Source organism: Fusobacterium sp. JB019, from assembly GCA_030673965.1.
In the GTDB taxonomy this organism is placed as follows: domain Bacteria; phylum Fusobacteriota; class Fusobacteriia; order Fusobacteriales; family Fusobacteriaceae; genus Fusobacterium_B.
In genome coordinates this window covers 15,619-32,602 of the sequence record JAUTCN010000004.1, presented here as the reverse complement: position 1 = coordinate 32,602, position 16,984 = coordinate 15,619, and the positions used below count along the sequence as shown (strand labels likewise).

17 protein-coding genes are annotated in these 16,984 nt (G+C 26.1%); 6 read left to right on the top strand and 11 right to left on the bottom strand.

Annotation, left to right across the window (positions count from 1 at the left end):
• Positions 1-142: 142 nt before the first annotated feature.
• From Q7K47_03705 to hpt, 9 genes are all read right to left on the bottom strand, one after another.
• Positions 143-1,057, bottom strand: coding sequence for a DMT family transporter (locus tag Q7K47_03705; protein MDP0506315.1), 915 nt, complete (start codon positions 1,055-1,057; stop codon positions 143-145).
• 11 nt (positions 1,058-1,068) lie between these two features.
• Positions 1,069-5,406, bottom strand: a complete 4,338-nt coding sequence (locus tag Q7K47_03700) for a PolC-type DNA polymerase III (protein ID MDP0506314.1) — start codon at positions 5,404-5,406, stop codon at positions 1,069-1,071.
• A 20-nt stretch (positions 5,407-5,426) separates the two neighbouring features.
• Positions 5,427-5,990, bottom strand: coding sequence for an RNA methyltransferase (locus Q7K47_03695; protein MDP0506313.1), 564 nt, complete (start codon positions 5,988-5,990; stop codon positions 5,427-5,429).
• An 18-nt stretch (positions 5,991-6,008) separates the two neighbouring features.
• Positions 6,009-6,734, bottom strand: coding sequence for a tRNA (guanosine(37)-N1)-methyltransferase TrmD (trmD, locus tag Q7K47_03690; GenBank protein MDP0506312.1), 726 nt, complete (start codon positions 6,732-6,734; stop codon positions 6,009-6,011).
• A gap of 22 nt (positions 6,735-6,756) precedes the next feature.
• A complete protein-coding gene (gene rimM / locus Q7K47_03685; GenBank protein ID MDP0506311.1) occupies positions 6,757-7,275 on the bottom strand; it encodes a ribosome maturation factor RimM in 519 nt (172 codons plus the stop codon).
• A gap of 8 nt (positions 7,276-7,283) precedes the next feature.
• Positions 7,284-7,523, bottom strand: a complete 240-nt coding sequence (locus Q7K47_03680; protein MDP0506310.1) for a KH domain-containing protein — start codon at positions 7,521-7,523, stop codon at positions 7,284-7,286.
• A gap of 20 nt (positions 7,524-7,543) precedes the next feature.
• Complete coding sequence (locus Q7K47_03675; GenBank protein MDP0506309.1) at positions 7,544-7,783, bottom strand: DUF4911 domain-containing protein; 240 nt, start codon at positions 7,781-7,783, stop codon at positions 7,544-7,546.
• 79 nt (positions 7,784-7,862) lie between these two features.
• On the bottom strand, positions 7,863-8,657 hold the full coding sequence (gene rsmA / locus Q7K47_03670; protein ID MDP0506308.1) for a 16S rRNA (adenine(1518)-N(6)/adenine(1519)-N(6))-dimethyltransferase RsmA: 795 nt from the start codon (positions 8,655-8,657) through the stop codon (positions 7,863-7,865).
• An 8-nt stretch (positions 8,658-8,665) separates the two neighbouring features.
• Positions 8,666-9,193 (bottom strand): hypoxanthine phosphoribosyltransferase, encoded by a 528-nt coding sequence (gene hpt / locus Q7K47_03665; protein MDP0506307.1) that lies wholly within the window; start codon positions 9,191-9,193, stop codon positions 8,666-8,668.
• Positions 9,194-9,362: 169 nt separating this feature from the next.
• On the opposite strand from hpt, the gene Q7K47_03660 reads away from it, so the two are divergent.
• Genes Q7K47_03660 through Q7K47_03640 form a run of 5 tightly spaced genes read left to right on the top strand, consistent with a single transcriptional unit; the run spans position 9,363 to position 13,897 of the window.
• The gene (locus Q7K47_03660) at positions 9,363-10,067 is read left to right on the top strand and encodes a PASTA domain-containing protein (GenBank protein ID MDP0506306.1); all 705 of its coding nucleotides are present in this window, start codon (positions 9,363-9,365) and stop codon (positions 10,065-10,067) included.
• A 4-nt stretch (positions 10,068-10,071) separates the two neighbouring features.
• A complete protein-coding gene (rsgA, locus tag Q7K47_03655; protein MDP0506305.1) occupies positions 10,072-10,974 on the top strand; it encodes a ribosome small subunit-dependent GTPase A in 903 nt (300 codons plus the stop codon).
• Positions 10,958-11,602 carry a ribulose-phosphate 3-epimerase gene (rpe, locus tag Q7K47_03650; protein MDP0506304.1) on the top strand — a complete coding sequence of 215 codons (645 nt, stop codon included), beginning with the start codon at positions 10,958-10,960 and terminating at the stop codon, positions 11,600-11,602. Before rsgA ends, rpe begins: the two co-directional genes overlap by 17 nt.
• Before the next feature lies 1 nt (position 11,603).
• On the top strand, positions 11,604-12,278 hold the full coding sequence (locus Q7K47_03645) for a MarR family winged helix-turn-helix transcriptional regulator (GenBank protein MDP0506303.1): 675 nt from the start codon (positions 11,604-11,606) through the stop codon (positions 12,276-12,278).
• Entirely contained in the window at positions 12,278-13,897 is a 1,620-nt protein-coding gene (locus Q7K47_03640) for an NFACT family protein (protein MDP0506302.1), read from the top strand. The genes Q7K47_03645 and Q7K47_03640 overlap by 1 nt, the downstream gene beginning before the upstream one ends.
• A 31-nt stretch (positions 13,898-13,928) precedes the next feature.
• Here Q7K47_03640 and Q7K47_03635 read toward each other — a convergent pair whose 3' ends face one another.
• Positions 13,929-15,119 (bottom strand): MFS transporter, encoded by a 1,191-nt coding sequence (locus tag Q7K47_03635; GenBank protein ID MDP0506301.1) that lies wholly within the window; start codon positions 15,117-15,119, stop codon positions 13,929-13,931.
• A 142-nt stretch (positions 15,120-15,261) separates the two neighbouring features.
• Between Q7K47_03635 and fabG the strand changes: the two genes are divergently transcribed.
• Complete coding sequence (gene fabG, locus Q7K47_03630) at positions 15,262-15,987, top strand: 3-oxoacyl-[acyl-carrier-protein] reductase (GenBank protein MDP0506300.1); 726 nt, start codon at positions 15,262-15,264, stop codon at positions 15,985-15,987.
• A gap of 39 nt (positions 15,988-16,026) precedes the next feature.
• Here the strand turns inward: fabG and Q7K47_03625 are convergent, their stop codons facing one another.
• The gene (locus Q7K47_03625; GenBank protein MDP0506299.1) at positions 16,027-16,929 is read right to left on the bottom strand and encodes a LysR family transcriptional regulator; all 903 of its coding nucleotides are present in this window, start codon (positions 16,927-16,929) and stop codon (positions 16,027-16,029) included.
• Positions 16,930-16,984 lie beyond the last annotated feature (55 nt).

The following is a 16,984-nucleotide window of genomic DNA, read 5'->3' as shown; positions in this document are numbered from 1 at the left end:
GGGTAGGAAAACTTTAAAACTCTCACCAAAGCTTTAAAGTTTGAAATTAATCTCAAATAGATAGTACCACAGAATAGTTTGTTTGTCAAATATTTATTAAAATAAAATAAGAAGAAGTGATATATAATATCACTTCTTCTGTTTAAGATTGATTTTTGCTTATTTTTATAATTGAAAATAATAATAGAATAGCTCCGAAAGATTGGATAAGAGTAAGTATATTATCATTAAAAATATAGTCAAAAAAGACTGAAGAAATAGGGAAGGCCAATTCACATATGGTAGCTACACTGGCATCAATATACTGAAGTCCTTTGTAATAAATCATAATTGCCATACTACCAGAAGTAAGAGCAATAGTAATAAAAATAAACCACTGGAAAGCAGTAACTTCAGAAATTAATCCTAATTGTCCTTTGCTAAGAACAATAAAGAAAGTAATTATAGAAGTAAAGCAAAACCTTGTATAAAGAGCTGTTATAAATGAGGAGTTAGCTAGAATTTTTTTACCAAAAACAGTAGAACTCCCAAATGAAAAGGCTGCAAATAAAGCATACACACTAGCCATTAAAATATGACTTTCATTAGAAGACTTTGGAAAAGAAAATTCAAAAGTCATTATATAACCGCCAATTAATGCTAAAATAGCAAATAAAATAAAATTATTTTTTAATTTTTCTTTAAGAAGAAATCTAGCTAAAATAATAGCAAATATAGGCTGAGATTTTTGTAGTAAAGTAACAATAGTTAAATGTTGAAAATTAACTAAAAAGAGAGCTTTAACTATTGCTAAAGTTCCAAGAGTTCCTCCAAATAAAGCTACTAAAAAATAATAAAATAAATCTTTCCTAGGAAGAGATATAATATTTTTAATTTCTCTTTTTCCAATAACTAAAGTCATTGCTGTAAAAGGAATGAAATGTAGCATAAAAACAACAAAAGGAACTCTTAATTGAAATAATCTAGGAGTTAGAACAATAGAGTCTAATCCCCATAAAGATGCTGCAAAACAAACTAAGATTGCTCCTAGATATTTTTTTTCTAAATATTTAAACACGTTATTGCCTCCTAAAAAAGACTAATTTGATTAGTATCACTTAAATTTTCCACAGCGTTAATTGATTTTAATTTATCTAAAGTAGTTGAAGAAATTTTAGTACGACGCTTTAAATCTTCATAAGAAAGGAATTTATCTTGGTTTCTTTCTTTTATTAAATTTTCAATAACACTAGCTCCAAGACCATTAATCCCAAGAAGGGGAACTCTTATTTTATTATCCTCAATAGTAAATTTAAATCCTTCAGATTTATATAAATCTATTTTTAAGAACTCAAATCCTCGAGCGTACATTTCAATAACAATTTCGCAAATAGCAAATTGAGTTTTCTTTTTTACATCTAGCTTAGATTCTTGTTTAAGTTCTTCTAATTTTTCTTTAGCTAAATTACTATTTCCCATAATTTCAAAATCGAAATCATCAATTTTTCTAGTTAAATAAGCTGCATAGAAGGCTAAAGGATAGTGAACTTTAAAATATGCAATTCTCATAGCCATCATAACATAAGCTACAGCATGTCCTTTAGGGAACATATATTTTATTCTTTTACAAGATTCAATATACCAGTCTTTAACATTTTTTTCTTTAAGAATATCTGAATATTTTTGCCATTGTTCAGGATCCTTAGAAGGTTTTCCTTTTCTAACAAATTCCATTATTTTAAAAGCTGTTAATTTTTCTACACCATTATCAATAAGATAGTTCATAATATCGTCTCTAACAGTTATAACATCAGAAAGAGTAGCTTTTCCTGCTCTGATAAATTCTTGGGCATTATTAAGCCATACATCAGTACCATGAGAAAGACCTGATATTCTAACAAGTTCAGCAAATGTCTTAGGTCTAGTGTCAACAAGCATTTGTCTAACAAATTGAGTACCAAATTCAGGAACTCCAAAAGTTCCAACAGTAGATCCAATATCTTTAGGTGTAACTCCCAATATTTCTGTTCCAGAAAATAGTTGTAGAGTATCTTTATCAGCTATAGGAATATCATAAATATTAACTCCAGTGTATTCTTGTAGTACTTTAATAGTTGTAGGATCATCATGTCCTAGTATATCCAATTTTACAAGTTGTTCATCCATAACATGATAATCAAAATGAGTTGTAATAGAATCATTGTTAATATCATTAGCAGGATGTTGTATAGGACAAAAATCATAAACTTCCATGTTTTTTGGAACAATTACCATTCCTCCAGGATGTTGTCCTGTTGTTTTTTTAGCTCCCTCAACTTTAGAAGCTCTTCTGAAAATTTCAGCATTATTACTATCTATTTCATGATCTTCAAAGAATTTTCTAACATATCCAATAGCATTTTTTTCAGCTAGAGTAGAAATAGTTCCAGCTTTAAATACATTAGATTTTCCAAACATTTCTTCGCAGTATCTATGAATTTCAGATTGATATTCTCCTGAAAAGTTAAGGTCAATATCAGGGACTTTATCTCCATCAAATCCCATGAAAACTTCAAAAGGGATAGCATGTCCATCTCTTTTTAAAGGTTTTCCACATTTTGGACAAACTTTTTCAGGAAGGTCAACTCCGGCTCCTTCTTTATCAGTAAATTCAGAATATTTACATTCAGGGTCTTCACAAATATAATGAGGATACAATGCATTAACTTCTGTAATTCCCATCATAAAAGCAACAAGAGAGGATCCAACAGAACCTCTAGAACCAACTAGATAACCATTATCTAATGATTTTTTAACAAGTTTTTGAGCTGAAAGATATAGAACTGAAAATCCATGGTTAATAATAGAATTAAGTTCTCTTTCTAGTCTTTTTTTAACTATTTCAGGGAGAGGGTCCCCATAAATTCTATGAGCTTTTTCATAAGTCATATCTCTAACAATATTTTCAGCATTATCCAATTCAGGAGGATAAAATCCATCTGGAATAGGTTGAACTTTATCAATACTATCAGCTATAGCATTAGTATTTTTAATTACAATTTTTCGAGCTTCTTCTGCTCCTAAATATGAAAATTCTTCAAGCATTTCATCAGTAGTTCTAAAATAAAAACCATTATCTATTAAGTACTGTCTTTTATTAAATACAGTACCACTACCGTAAAGAAGAATACTTCTTATATTAGCTTCATCTTTTTCTAAATAGTGTACATTAGAACTTGCAGTAACTATTTTATTATGTTTTTTACATGTTTCATAAATGAATTCATTCATTTTTTCAACAGCTTTGTAATTAGAGATTCTATTAGTTCCATCTTCTTCTATAAATTCATTAAAGTTTTCTCTAGATAAAAGTTCCACATAATCATAAAATTCAATAGATTTTTCCATCTCTTTAAAATTATAATCTAAATAATTTAAAGAGATATCATTGGTATTTCTAAAGTGAACTGTTGTACTTCCTCCAATTAGAAGGCCGTCTCTTAGTTTTTTTACTTCACTTTTAAGAACTCTAGCTTTTTTACTACCAAAATGATCTTTATGAGCATAAGAAACTAATTTATATAAATTCTTTAAACCTTCTTGATTTTTAACAAGAGCAATTATATTAATTGTATCTTGTTTTTGAATATTAAGAGAAAAACCATTGTTTATATCTTTTAAATTTAGAATACCTTTATCAAAGTATTTATTTAAAAATATAACAAACATTCCTGCAGTTGCTTGACAATCATCAACAGCTCTATGGTGACTTTCAAGGGCCACACCTAATTTTTTAGTAAGTGGTCCTAAACCAAAACTTCTAAGATGTGGCATAACATCTCTAGCCATTTGAAGAGTATCAATAACACTAGGATCAAAGTCTATATTTAATATTTTTTTACAGTCTCTTCTAATAAAACTCATATCAAATTTAGCATTGTGGGCTACCATAGTTGCATCTTTTGAAAATTCAATAAATTTAGGTAAAACTTTTTCAATACCTAGGGCATCAGCAACCATACTATTTGAAATACTAGTTAATCTTTGAATTTTTTCAGGAATTTTTCCTTTAGGTTTAACAAATTCAGAAAATTTATCAATTATTCTAGTGCCCTTTAATTTAATTGCTCCAATTTCAATTATTTCATTATCGTGAGAATTAAGTCCTGTAGTTTCTAAGTCAAAAACTACAAAAGTTTCTTCTTCAATTGGTAAATCTTTTGGGTGAGTAATCATAGGTTTTTCATCATCTACCATATACATTTCACAACCTAAAATAGCTTTGAAATTTTTATCTTTTTTAGTTTTGTTAAAAGCAATAGGAAAAGTATGAACAACAGAATAGTCTGTAATAGCTATACTTTTATGTCCAAAAGATTTAGCTGTTTTAATTAAATCTGTTATTTCAGTAACTCCCACCATTTCACTCATTTTACTATGAGTGTGTAATTCAACCATTTTTTCTTCACTAGTATCTTTTTTTATTTCTTTAACGATGTCTAATTTATTTATTGATGTGGCAATTAGCACTTCTTCATTATCAGAAAATTTATCTAGCTGTTTTCTTCCACTAACTTTAATCCATTCCCCTGTATTAATTTCTTCAACTGAATTATTTCTGTCAAATTTTTTAATAGTTAAAGAATTCGAATTATCTGTAATTCTAAATGTTTTTAAAGTAGTTCCATTTTTAAGTTCACGAAAATCAATACTGAAAACTTCTCCTTGGATAATACAGTTCTCTCCTTCATAAATATCATTAAATTCCTTAAGAGGAATTGGAGTTCCTTTAATTTTTCTAGGTGTACTTTTAGAAGGATTATTTGTCCAAGAATTATTGTTGCTTGGAGTTGTTTTTGCTAGATTTGGATTAGCTTTGATTTCAGCTATTTCTTTATCTATTTTTTCACTTAAACTAAACATTATATTTTCTTTTTCTTGTTCTAATTTATTAATTTCTTTAGAAAAATCTCCAGGAATAAAAGAAACATTAAAGTTGTTTATTCCAAATTCAGCTAGAATTTTTTCTAATTTAATATTTATTTTAGAATCATATAAATTATCAATTGCTATTTTATTTTTTAATTCAATAATAATTTTATTTTGTTCTATATTGATTCTATAAAGAAATAAAAAAGATTTAGAAGTAGCGTTATTTTCTTTAAGCTTACAAATAGCTTTATCTACTATATTTATAAGAGTTTCTTTAGAAATTTTATTATCTTTATACTGAATTTCAAATTCTATAGAAATTGAAGAACCAAATGTTTTTTTTAATTCTTTGGAGATTAAATCAGTTTCAGAAATAAAAGAAGGGTTCTTTATTGAACATTTTATTTTTAAAGTTTTAGTTTTATTAAAGAATAAAATTAATTTCACAAAGATATTTTTAGCTCCTAAATAATGGAAAAAATTTTCTTTAGGAGTTATTTTAATTTTTTTATTCATATCAATCTCCCACTAGTATTTTATTTTTCTCCGAGTACTCTATCTAAAATAATAGAAACAGCAGATCTAACAGAAAGATGATTATATTTAGTATTTCCTCTAATAGGTTCTAGAATATAATCAGACATATCCATAACTTCTTTTATAAGCCCCCAACCAGTTCCAAATAAGAATAGGTAAGGTTTGTCATCATTAAATATTTTTTCAGAAAGACCAGGGTAGCTAATAGAATTAGGATATATGTGAGCTGATGTAGTTATAATTACAGGTTTTTGTCCTTCAGCTTTTTCTATATCTGCAATAGTTTCTTCTAAAGAGTTTTTAACTTTAGTATGTTTAAATGCAGACTCTCTATCTTTATTATATTCTCCCCCTGTTCCTCCTTGCCAGTATCCAATAATTCTTTGAGTAAGTTGTTTTTGAGCTTCAACAGGAACAACTATATCATATTCTTTAACATCATAAGTTCTACAAGTTCTAGATATATCGTGAATATCAAAGTTTGTAACAGAAGTACATACAGTTTCCTTTCTTTTATTATAGACAGGGTAATGTACAAGTGCTAAGTATATTTTATTTCTCATAACTAGTTTCCACCTTTTTTATTTTAATTTTTTTAATTCTAAAATTACTTCTTCTAGTAATTTTTTTTCTAAATCATTAAGTTTTTTATTTTCTAGTAAGTCAGGTCTTCTAAGGTAAGTTCTTTTTAAGCTTTCCTTGATTCTCCATTCTTTAATTTTTTTGTGATTTCCTGAAATTAGCACATCAGGAACCTTAAGTCCTTGATATTCTGCAGGTCTAGTATATTGAGGGTAATCTAGTAAGCCGTTAAAAAAAGAATCATTTTCATAAGAAGATTTTTTTATAACTCCAGGGATAAGTCTAGAAATAGTATCAACAATAACCATTGCAGGAATTTCCCCTCCAGTTAAGACATAATCTCCTATAGAAATTTCCATATCAACTTTTTCATTGACAACTCTTTCATCAATTCCTTCATAATGACCAGCAATGATAGTAAGTTCTCCTTCTTCTTTTAAATTTAGAGCTAACTTTTGATTAAAAGTCACTCCTTGAGGAGAAGTATAAATAACCTTACCTTGGCATTGTTCTAAAGCACGAAAAAGAGGCTCAGGTTTCATAACCATTCCTCCTTCTCCCCCAAAGGGAATGTCATCAGCTTGTTTATGTTTATCAAAACAAAAATCTCTGATATTTATTACATTAATCTCGATTAAATTATTTTTAACAGCTCTTCCAATAATACTTTGATTTTTAAAAGTGCTAAAAAATTCAGGAAATAAAGTTAAAATATTTATTTTCAATTTATACCTCTTTATGTTTAAATTATTTTTTTATTTTTAATTCTCTCATACCTTCCCAAAGATCAACAATTATTTCATTGTTAGAAAAGTCAATGTTTTTAATAAAAGGATCTAATTTTGGAATCATTGCTTCATATTCATCATCAGAAACAACTATGATATCATGAGCAGCAGTATCAAAAACCTCGGTAACACTTCCTATACAAGTTTTATCTTCTAAAAAAACTTTCATTCCAAGAAGATCTTGTAATAAATATTCCCCTTCAGCTAGTCCTAAAAATTTTCTATTAATTTTAACTATGCTATTGTGAAGAACATTAGCTTCTGTTTTATTTTTAATTTCTTCAAATTCAATAGTATATTTTTCTCCAACAAGTCTAGAAATTTTCTTTACAGTTAAAATTACTTTTTCTCCTGTAGGTTTTATAATTAAAACTTTTTCATTAACTAAAATGTTAGGATCATTTATATTAAGATTTGATTTTACGGCACCTTTTAAATGGTGAGTGCCAGATATTTTACCAATAGTAACTAAATTCATTTTTTCTCCTAATCTAAAAATTCTACATTAACATTTAATTTATCCTTAACTCCTGCAGCTTGCATAACTCCTCTAATAGCATTAGCAGTAAGCCCATTTTTACCAATAACTCTACCCATTTCTCCTTTGGCAACATTAACTTTAAAGATAACAGTATCATCTATAAGTTCATAAGAAATTCTAATTAAGTCCTCATGTTCTACAAGACCACTTAAAATATATTTTAGTAAATTTTCTAATCTTTCCATATTAATACCTCCATTTTTTATTATAAATTACCATTCCATAATCCTTCTCTAAGGATTTCAAGTTGTACATAATTTTTTCCTAAATCAATAATTATTTCTTTTGCTGTTTCTTTAAAATCTGTAGTAGTAATTATTGTAATTAATCCTTTTTTAGGATCATTAGTTCTTACAACTCCAATACCTTCATAAGCTTCCATGATTTTATTAATAAAATCAATGTCTTCTTTTCTAGTTTGAATAAAAAATTCATAACTTTTCATAACTAAACACTCCTAATTAAAAAATTATATTTATAAAATAAGGCTGAATATTAAAAATTATCCAGCCCGATTTATTGATTTATTTGTTTTCAAATAACTTAGCTAATTCAATGAATTTATCAATTGTTATATTTTCAGCTCTTTCATTTGGAGCAATTCCCAAAATTTCTAATTTTTCTTTTATTAAATCTTTAGAGATTTTTAAAGTTGATAAATTGTTTACAATATTTTTTCTTTTGTTTGAAAAAGCAGCCTTAACATATTTGAAAAATACTTTTTCTGAAATTTGTTTTTCATATCTTTTATCTTGATGTAGTTTTATAGAAATAAATCCTGAATCAATTTTAGGTGGTGGTGTAAAAAATTCTTTTGGAATGGTGAATAAATATTCTCCTTTTCCAAAGAACTCAACGGCTAATGTAAGAACACTTCTTTCTTTCCCAGAAGTAGCACACACCCTTTCTCCAACTTCTTTTTGAACCATTAAATAAATTTCATCTATTTTATCTCTATGAGATATTAATTTATTAATTATAGGAGAAGTTATATAATAAGGAATATTTGCAATAACTTTAGTATTAGGCATTAAAAACTCATTTAAATTAACTTCTAATACATCACCCATAACTAGATTAAAATTTTCTTTATCTTTAAATTTTTTTCTAAGAATTTTTTCCAAATCAGTGTCAATTTCAACACAATTTACTTTTTTAGATTTTTTTAATAAAAGTTCAGTTAATGCTCCTTCTCCAGGGCCGATTTCTAAGATTTCTTCATTTCCCCCAGGATTAGAAACTTCTATTATTTTATCTAATACATTATTTTGGTCAGTTAAAAAATTTTGGCCATATTTTTTTTTATGTTTAAATGACATTACATCTCCTATTTTTTCTGAATAAATTTCCCGACAAAAGGTAAGTTTCTATATTTTTCATCTAAGTCTAATCCATACCCAACAACAAATTCATCAGGAATTTCAAAACCAATATATTCTCCTTTAACATCTACTTTTCTTCTACTAGGTTTGTCTAAAAGAGAACAAACTTTTATAGAATTAGGCATTTTTTTAGCTAAAAAATCCTTAACATTAGCTATTGTAAGACCTGTATCTATAATATCTTCTATAATAAGAACGTCTTTTCCAGTTAAATCTTCATCAACGTCTTTTAATATTTTAACAACTCCTGTAGAGTCCATTCCTCCACCATAACTAGAGACTTTCATGAAATCCATTGCTAAATCGATTTCCATACTTTTTGTTAACTCAGCCATGAACATAACTGAACCTTTTAAAAGTCCTACGCAGACTAAATCTTTATCCTTGTAATCTTCAGCAATTATTTTTCCTAATTCTTTGATACGTGATTCAACTTTTTCTCTAGGGATTAAAACCTCTATACTACCTTCCATAATTTCCTCCTGAATATATTTAAATTTTATAATAATAACCATAAAATTATACATTTCATTTTATCATTTAAGGTATGTTTTAGCAAGTTAAATATTGATATTTTAAGTTTTATGTGATAACATTTTACTAGGTGTAATTAAATAAATTTTACACTAATCAGGAGGACGAATGAAAAAAAATTTACAAATAGGAATTTCTTTTATATTAATAGTATTTACATTGTTTTTTACTGTTAATATATTTTTGGACAAATATTTTAATAAAAATTTTTATATTAACCCAAATTTAAAAGGAATGACAGTAGAAGAAGTTAAAGAAAAAATTCCAAATAAAATAATAAAGGTACAAGTAGTAGGAAAAGATTTTTCAAAACTTCCAGTAGGTCAGATATTTATGCAAAAACCTGAAGCAAAACATATTTTAAAAAAAGGAAGGACAGTTAAAGTATGGGTTAGTATGGGAGAAAATTATTATGAAGTTCCAGATTTTTCAGGTCAACAGTTATTTCAAGTAAAAAGAATGCTAGAAGAAAGAGGAATAAAAATTAAAAATATAGCTAGAACAGATTATCCATTAGCATACAATTCAGTGATAACAACAAATCCTGGGCCAGGAGAATATGTGAATTCAAAAGATGGAATATTTATATTAGTAAGCAATAGAACATCAAATAAAATGGTAGAAGTTCCAGATGTAATAGGTTTTTCTTTAGAAGAAGCAAAAGAAATTTTGCAAAAAAAATCTATATTTATAGATAAAGTAGAAACAATAGAAGTTGAGGGGCTAGAATCTGGAATTGTTGTAGATACAAATTTGGAGATAAAAAGTAAAATTTCTTCAGGTTCTAATATAAATTTAATAGTATCAAAATAAGGAGTTGATATATATAAAAGGAAGAATAATTAATAAAATTCAAGGATTTTATTATGTTAAATCAGGAGAAGAAACTTATGAATGTAAGCTTAGGGGAATTCTTAAAAGAAAAGATAAGAAGGATAACTGTGTTGTTGGAGATTTTGTAGATATATCAGAGGATGGATATATAACAAAAGTATATGAAAGAAAAAATATTATAAATAGACCTTTAGTTTCTAATATAGATTTTTTAGTAATACAGTTTGCAGCAAAGGATCCTGTTTTAGAAATAGATAGATTAAATTTCTTATTGTTAAATAGCTCTTATTATAAAGTATCTCCTATTGTTGTAGTAAATAAAATAGATTTATTAACAAATGAAGAAAAAGAAGAATTAAATGAAAAATTACAATATTTGAAAGATATTAATATTCCTGTATTTTTAATTTCAACTTATGAGAATATAGGAATAAAAGAATTGGAAGATAAGATAAAAAATAAAACAGTTGCTTTTGGAGGACCTAGTGGAGTAGGGAAATCTAGTATACTTAATTTTTTACAAGAATCAAAAGAATTAATAGTTGGAGAAACTAGTAAAAGATTAAAGGCAGGGAAACATACGACAAGAGATTCTAAGTTGCTACCTTCTATTTGCGGTGGATATGTAATTGATACTCCAGGATTTTCTTCTATAGAAATTCCTCCAATAAAAGATTTTAATGAATTAATTTCATTATTTTCAGAATTTCAATTAGAAGACGGAGAATATTGTAAGTTTTTAGATTGTAGGCATATAAATGAACCTAAATGTTTAATAAAAGAAATGGTTGAAAAAGGAAAAATATCTGAAATAAGATATAATTTTTATAAAAAAGTATATGAAAAATTAAAAAATGAAAGGTGGAAAAATTATGAAAAGTATTAAGGTTGCTCCTTCAATATTATCAGCAGATTTTAGTAAATTAGGGGAGGAAATCATTGCTATAGATAAAGCAGGAGCTGACTGGGTTCATATAGATGTTATGGATGGAATTTTTGTTCCAAATATTACTTTTGGAGCTCCGGTTATAAAATGTATTAGAGAGAAAACAAAACTTCCTTTTGATGTACATTTAATGATAACTAGTCCAGAAAGATATATAGAAGATTTTGTAAAGGCAGGGGCAGATATAATAGTAGTTCATGCAGAATCTACAGTTCATTTACATAGAGTTATTCAACAAATAAAATCTTATGGAGTAAAAGTAGGAGTTTCTTTAAATCCCGCTACTTCTCCAGAAGTTTTAAAATATGTAATAGATGAATTAGATTTAGTATTAGTAATGAGTGTTAATCCTGGATTTGGAGGACAAAGCTTTATAGAAAGTTCGGTAGAAAAAATTAGGGAAATTAGAAAAATGAATAAGGACGTTGAAATAGAAGTAGACGGAGGAATAACAGATAAAACTATAACAAAATGTAAAGAAGCAGGAGCCAATGTTTTTGTTGCAGGTTCTTATGTCTTTAAAGGAGAATACCAAGAAAGAATTTCTAATCTTAAAAAGGAGGGATAGTATGTCTTATATAAAGGAAGTAAATGAGATATTTGAAAATTTCTATAAATTATTCTATGAATCAGAAGATTTAGCTTTAAAAAATGGAATAAAATGTTTAACTCATACAGAGTTACATATAATAGAAGCTATTGGAGAAGATTCAATAACAATGAATACATTGTCAGAAAGATTAGCAATAACAATGGGAACAGCAACAGTTGCAATAACAAAATTAGAAGAAAAAGGTTTTGCAATGAGAGCAAGATCAAATGTAGATAGAAGAAAAGTTTATGTTTCTTTAACTCCAAAAGGTTCGAAGGCTTTAGAATACCATAACAATTATCATAAAACAATAATGGCAACTATTACAGAAAATATAAATAAAGAAGATTTAGATGTGTTTTTAAAAACATTTGAAAAAATATTGGCAAATTTAAAGGATAAATCAAAATTTTTAAAGCCTAGTTCAATAACAGATTTTCCAATAGGTTCTAAAGTATCAGTAATAGAAATAAAAGGGACACCAATTGTTCAAGATTATTTCATGGGGAATGGGATACATTCGTATACAGAATTAATGATAAAAGATATAAAAGAAAATGAAAAAATAGTTCTAATAAAACAAGACGGAGAAATTTTAGAATTAAATGCATTAGATGCTAAAAATATAATTGTAGTGAGAAAAGAGGGATAGTGTTATATTTAGATGGGATTTCTCTTTCTAAAATTATACCTGAATTAGAAAACAATATATTAAATAAAAAGATAGGGAAAATTTTTCAAAATTCTTCCCTATCTTTGAGTTTAAATTTTGGAAAAAAGAAATTAATTTTTTCTTGTAGTCCGTCTTTTCCAATATGTTATATAACAGAAAAAAAAGAAGAAAGAGTTATAGAAGAGAATTCAAATTTTTTAATGATTTTGAGGAAATATATAGTTAACTCTGCTTTAAAAAAAATAGAACAAGTAGGTTATGATAGAATAATAAAGTTTACTTTTTCAAAATTAAATGCTTTAGGAGAAATAGAAAAAAATTATTTATATTTTGAAATAATGGGGAAACATTCTAATATAATTTTAACAGATGATAAAGAAGAAATTATAGGATTATTAAAGAAATTTTCAATAGAAGAAAATTCTTTAAGATTTTTATTTAAAGGGGCTAAATATGTTCAACCTGTAATATTAAAAAAAGAAAATCCTAACTTTGTTAGTGAAGAAAATTTTAATAAATATTTAAATGAACAAACTCTTTTGAAAAATATAGATGGAATAGGTAAAAAAACAACTGAAATTTTAAAATCATATGAAGATTTAAAAAAATCATTAAGAGAACCTATAAAGCCAGTTATATATTTAAAAGATAATATTCCTATATTAGCAACAGTTTTAGAAATAAAGCCTAAAGATTATGATGATATAAAAGAATATGAAACTTTTAATGAAATGATTGTGGAATATATAGATTCAAAATTATTAGCTTCTTCTTTTGTTGTTTTAAAAAATAAGTTAGTATCTAAGGTTGAAAAAGAAATAAAAAAAGCTAAAAAAATAATTAAGAATATAGAAAAAGATATAATAATTATGTCTAATTATAAAGAATATAAAGAAAGAGGGGATATATTTGCTTCTATAATGTATTCAGTTAAAAGGGGAGACAAGATAGTAAAAACTTATGATTTTTATAATAATAAAGATATTGAAATTGAAATTGATCCTTTTTTAAGTCCTCAAAATAATTTAAATAAGATTTATAAGAAATATTCAAAATTAAAAAAAGGATTAAAAATTTCCAATGAAAGAATTTTGGAGTTTAAAAATAGAAAATTTTATCTAGAAAGTGTTTTATTTTTTATTAATTCTAGTGAAAAAATAAATGAATTAAAAAATTTAGAGATTGAATTAATTGAAGAAAAAATAATAAAGGAAAGAGTAAAAACTAAAAAGAAAAAGAAAGCTAAAGATCCAAGTTATGGAACTTTTGAAATAGGAGATAAAGTACTTTATTATGGAAGAAATAATAAAGAAAATGATTATTTAACTTTCAAGTTTGCTAATAAAAATGATGTTTGGTTTCATATAAAAGATATACCAGGTTCTCATATAATTGTAAGAAAAGAAGATTTTGAAGAATCTGATGATTTTATAAAAAAAATAGGAGAGTTAGCTGCTTATCATTCAAAAGCCTCAATTGGTGAAAAAGTAGTGGTAGATTATACAGAAAAGAAAAATTTGAATAAGCCAAAAGGAGCTCCCCTAGGTTTTGTAACATATAATATTTTTAAATCAATAATAATAAAAAAATCTATTTAAAACAAATAAAAATCACCTATGCAGGTGATTTTTATTTGTTAATATTTATACTAAATTGTTTACAATTTATTGTATATAAAATACCTGCTATTAAAAAAGAAAAACTAACTAAAGCAAAAGGTAACATAGTAAAATAATTGTAAGCAAATCCAGAAATAAGTCCTCCTAAAATCATTCCTATAGATTTAGAAGCATTAAAATATCCAGAAAGTAATCCATAATTTTTATTGTAACCTTCTGTATATAATGATTGTTGAATAGGAATATATAGAGCATTAAGCATATAAAATAGAATACTTATACTAAAGAATAAGTTGAGACTATTGTTAAATATTATTAGTAATAATCCAATTATTCCATTTGTAACTAAAATAAGAGGTAAAGTTTTTCTTAAATTAAACTTTTTTATAATGTAAGGATTAATAGTTAAATTAATAATCAGACTTAAAATTCCGATAATTCCCATAGTAGTTCCATTATAAGAGGGGGGTAAATTTAAACCTGCTTTTAAATGGAAATTAAAACTGTTATTAAAACCAACTCTTGAAAATTCACTAAGCATCACTCCTATAAAAAAGATAATGAGAGGGAAAGTTAATATTTTTTTTCCTTTTTTTAAATCAAATATTTTTAAACTTTGGAAAAAATTAATTTTTTCTTTACTTTTATTTTGATCAGTTAAACTTTCAGGTAAATATTTACCCAAAAAAATAGTTTCACAAGATAGGAGTATTATTTGCAAAATGAAGGCATAATAAATATTTAAAGTACCAACCATTCCTCCTATAAAAAATCCAAAGGAACGAGCTATAGTTGAGATAGCAGCATAAAAGGATAAAGCTTTTGCTTTATTTTCTTTATAAGTTATATCAGCTATATAAGCAAGAGCAATAACTTGAAATCCTCCAGAAAAAAGGCCACTTAAAAATCTGCAAAGAAGTATAATCTGTGGTATACTAAACGTAGCAAAACCTAATTGGCCAATGGCATATCCACCAATACAAATTCTAATAATAGGGATTCGTCCAATACGATCACTAATATTTCCCCAAAATGGTGAAAGCATTAAATGACCAAGAGCCATTGAAGAAAACAGTAAACCGAACATATAATTAGGCATGTTCATTAATTTTATATATGCAGGTGTAACAGGGTGAATTAGATTATTAATAGTATTTAATAAAAAATAAGCTATATAAAATCTAAAAAGATTAGCTTTCATAGGGGATCATCTCCTTTATAGTTAAATCTTTTAATATTTTAGTCTAATAAGTTAATCAAGTCAATTAGTTTATATACATATTGACAAAAAATATAAAAAAATATATAATTACATGTGTAATTGAAAAAAATAGGAGGTATTTATGAATAGAATAGAAGGAAAAGTTGCTTTAGTAACAGGTGGAGCAATGGGGATAGGTAGAGCCATAGTTGAAAAATTTGCATCAGAAGGGGCAAAAGTTGTTATAGCATGTGATATCAATCCTTGTGAATATGAGCAAGAAAATGTAGTTGGAAAAATATTAAATGTAACAGATAGAGAAGGAATAAAAGAATTAGTTAAAGAAATAGCAGAGGAATATGGTACTATTGATATTTTAGTAAATAATGCTGGAATAACTCAAGATGGACCTTTTGTAAGAATGAAAGAATCTCAATGGGATTCTGTAATTGAAATCAACTTAAAAGGAGTTTTTAATGTAACTCAAGCAGTTGCTCCAATTATGACAAAACATAAAAAGGGATCAATAGTAACTTTATCATCAGTAGTAGGAATATATGGGAATATAGGTCAAACAAATTATGCTGCAACTAAAGCAGGAGTAATTGGTATGACACAAACTTGGAAAAAAGAGTTGGCAAGAAAGGGAGCTCAAATTAGAGTTAACTGTGTTGCTCCAGGATTTATTCAAAGTCCAATGACAGATAAATTATCAGAAAAAGCTGTAGATAATATTTTAAGTGGAGTTCCTTTAAAAAGAATGGGAACAAAAGAAGATGTAGCAAATACAGTTTTATTCTTAGCAAGTGATGAATCTTCTTATATTACAGGAGTAACAATTCCTATTTCAGGTGGGTTATCATTCTAAAATAAAAAGGTGAGAATTTAAATTCTCACCTTTTTTTATTTAATAGTTAATCATTGCATTTTCTGCAAGTTTAATAAATTCTGCAATAATATAAGGTCTATGAACAATATTTTTCTTATAAACAATATAGAAATTTCTATTACTATCAACATTTTTTATTTTATAGTAATTGGAATTTCGATCTTTATTTATAGAACTTGGGACAAAACCAACTCCCATATTTTGAGCAACTAAAGAATTTATTGTATCAAAATCTTTTGATTCTAGAATACAGTTAGGTGTAAAATTTAAACTTTTACAAATATTATCAATGATTTTTCTAGATTTAAATTCTTTGATTAACAATATAAAGTTTTCATCTTTAAAATTAGTTAAGTCAATTTCTTTAATGTTTTCATCTTCGTCAAAATCTCTGTTTAGATGATTATTTTTAGCTATAGCTAAAAGAATATTTTCTTCAAAAAATTTCTTGTACGAAAGTTTAGAATTTTTTTCTTGGAAAGTGGAAATAATAACATCTAACTTATCTTCTAATAATAATTTTTCTAAATTAGCTGAATAATCTTCAATCATTTTTATCTGCACATTAGGTAATAATTTTTTGTAGAAAGGAATTAACTTAGGTAAAAAATACTTACCATAAGATTGATGGATCCCAAGTCTAATAATTCTTTTTTTACAAGAAGCTAAAGTATTTAATTCATTACTGAATCTACTAGTAAGATTTAATATTTCTTCACCTTTTTTAAAAAACATTTCTCCAGCAAAAGTCAAAGAAACATTTTTGTTGTTACGTCTAAAAAGTTGCAATCCTAATTCTTTTTCAAGTTTTGTAATAGCTTGACTTAGAGCAGATTGACTTACAAAAAGTACATCAGCGGCTTTTGAAAAACTTTCATATTTAGCAATTGTAATAACATATTCCATTTCTTTAAGTGTCATTGATTTTCTCCTTATAAGTTTTGCTTATAGTACCATTATATAATAATATTTTACA

What these genes read in the sequence shown, in the direction of transcription:
- Q7K47_03700 (MDP0506314.1), bottom strand. Translation starts at nt 5,406, where the DNA reads ATGAATAAAAAAATTAAAATAACTCCTAAAGAAAATTTTTTCCATTAT.
- Q7K47_03695 (MDP0506313.1), bottom strand. Translation starts at nt 5,990, where the DNA reads ATGAGAAATAAAATATACTTAGCACTTGTACATTACCCTGTCTATAAT.
- rimM (MDP0506311.1), bottom strand. Translation starts at nt 7,275, where the DNA reads ATGAATTTAGTTACTATTGGTAAAATATCTGGCACTCACCATTTAAAA.
- Q7K47_03680 (MDP0506310.1), bottom strand. Translation starts at nt 7,523, where the DNA reads ATGGAAAGATTAGAAAATTTACTAAAATATATTTTAAGTGGTCTTGTA.
- Q7K47_03675 (MDP0506309.1), bottom strand. Translation starts at nt 7,783, where the DNA reads ATGAAAAGTTATGAATTTTTTATTCAAACTAGAAAAGAAGACATTGAT.
- rsmA (MDP0506308.1), bottom strand. Translation starts at nt 8,657, where the DNA reads ATGTCATTTAAACATAAAAAAAAATATGGCCAAAATTTTTTAACTGAC.
- hpt (MDP0506307.1), bottom strand. Translation starts at nt 9,193, where the DNA reads ATGGAAGGTAGTATAGAGGTTTTAATCCCTAGAGAAAAAGTTGAATCA.
- Q7K47_03660 (MDP0506306.1), top strand. Translation starts at nt 9,363, where the DNA reads ATGAAAAAAAATTTACAAATAGGAATTTCTTTTATATTAATAGTATTT.
- Q7K47_03645 (MDP0506303.1), top strand. Translation starts at nt 11,604, where the DNA reads ATGTCTTATATAAAGGAAGTAAATGAGATATTTGAAAATTTCTATAAA.
- Q7K47_03635 (MDP0506301.1), bottom strand. Translation starts at nt 15,119, where the DNA reads ATGAAAGCTAATCTTTTTAGATTTTATATAGCTTATTTTTTATTAAAT.
- fabG (MDP0506300.1), top strand. Translation starts at nt 15,262, where the DNA reads ATGAATAGAATAGAAGGAAAAGTTGCTTTAGTAACAGGTGGAGCAATG.
- Q7K47_03625 (MDP0506299.1), bottom strand. Translation starts at nt 16,929, where the DNA reads ATGACACTTAAAGAAATGGAATATGTTATTACAATTGCTAAATATGAA.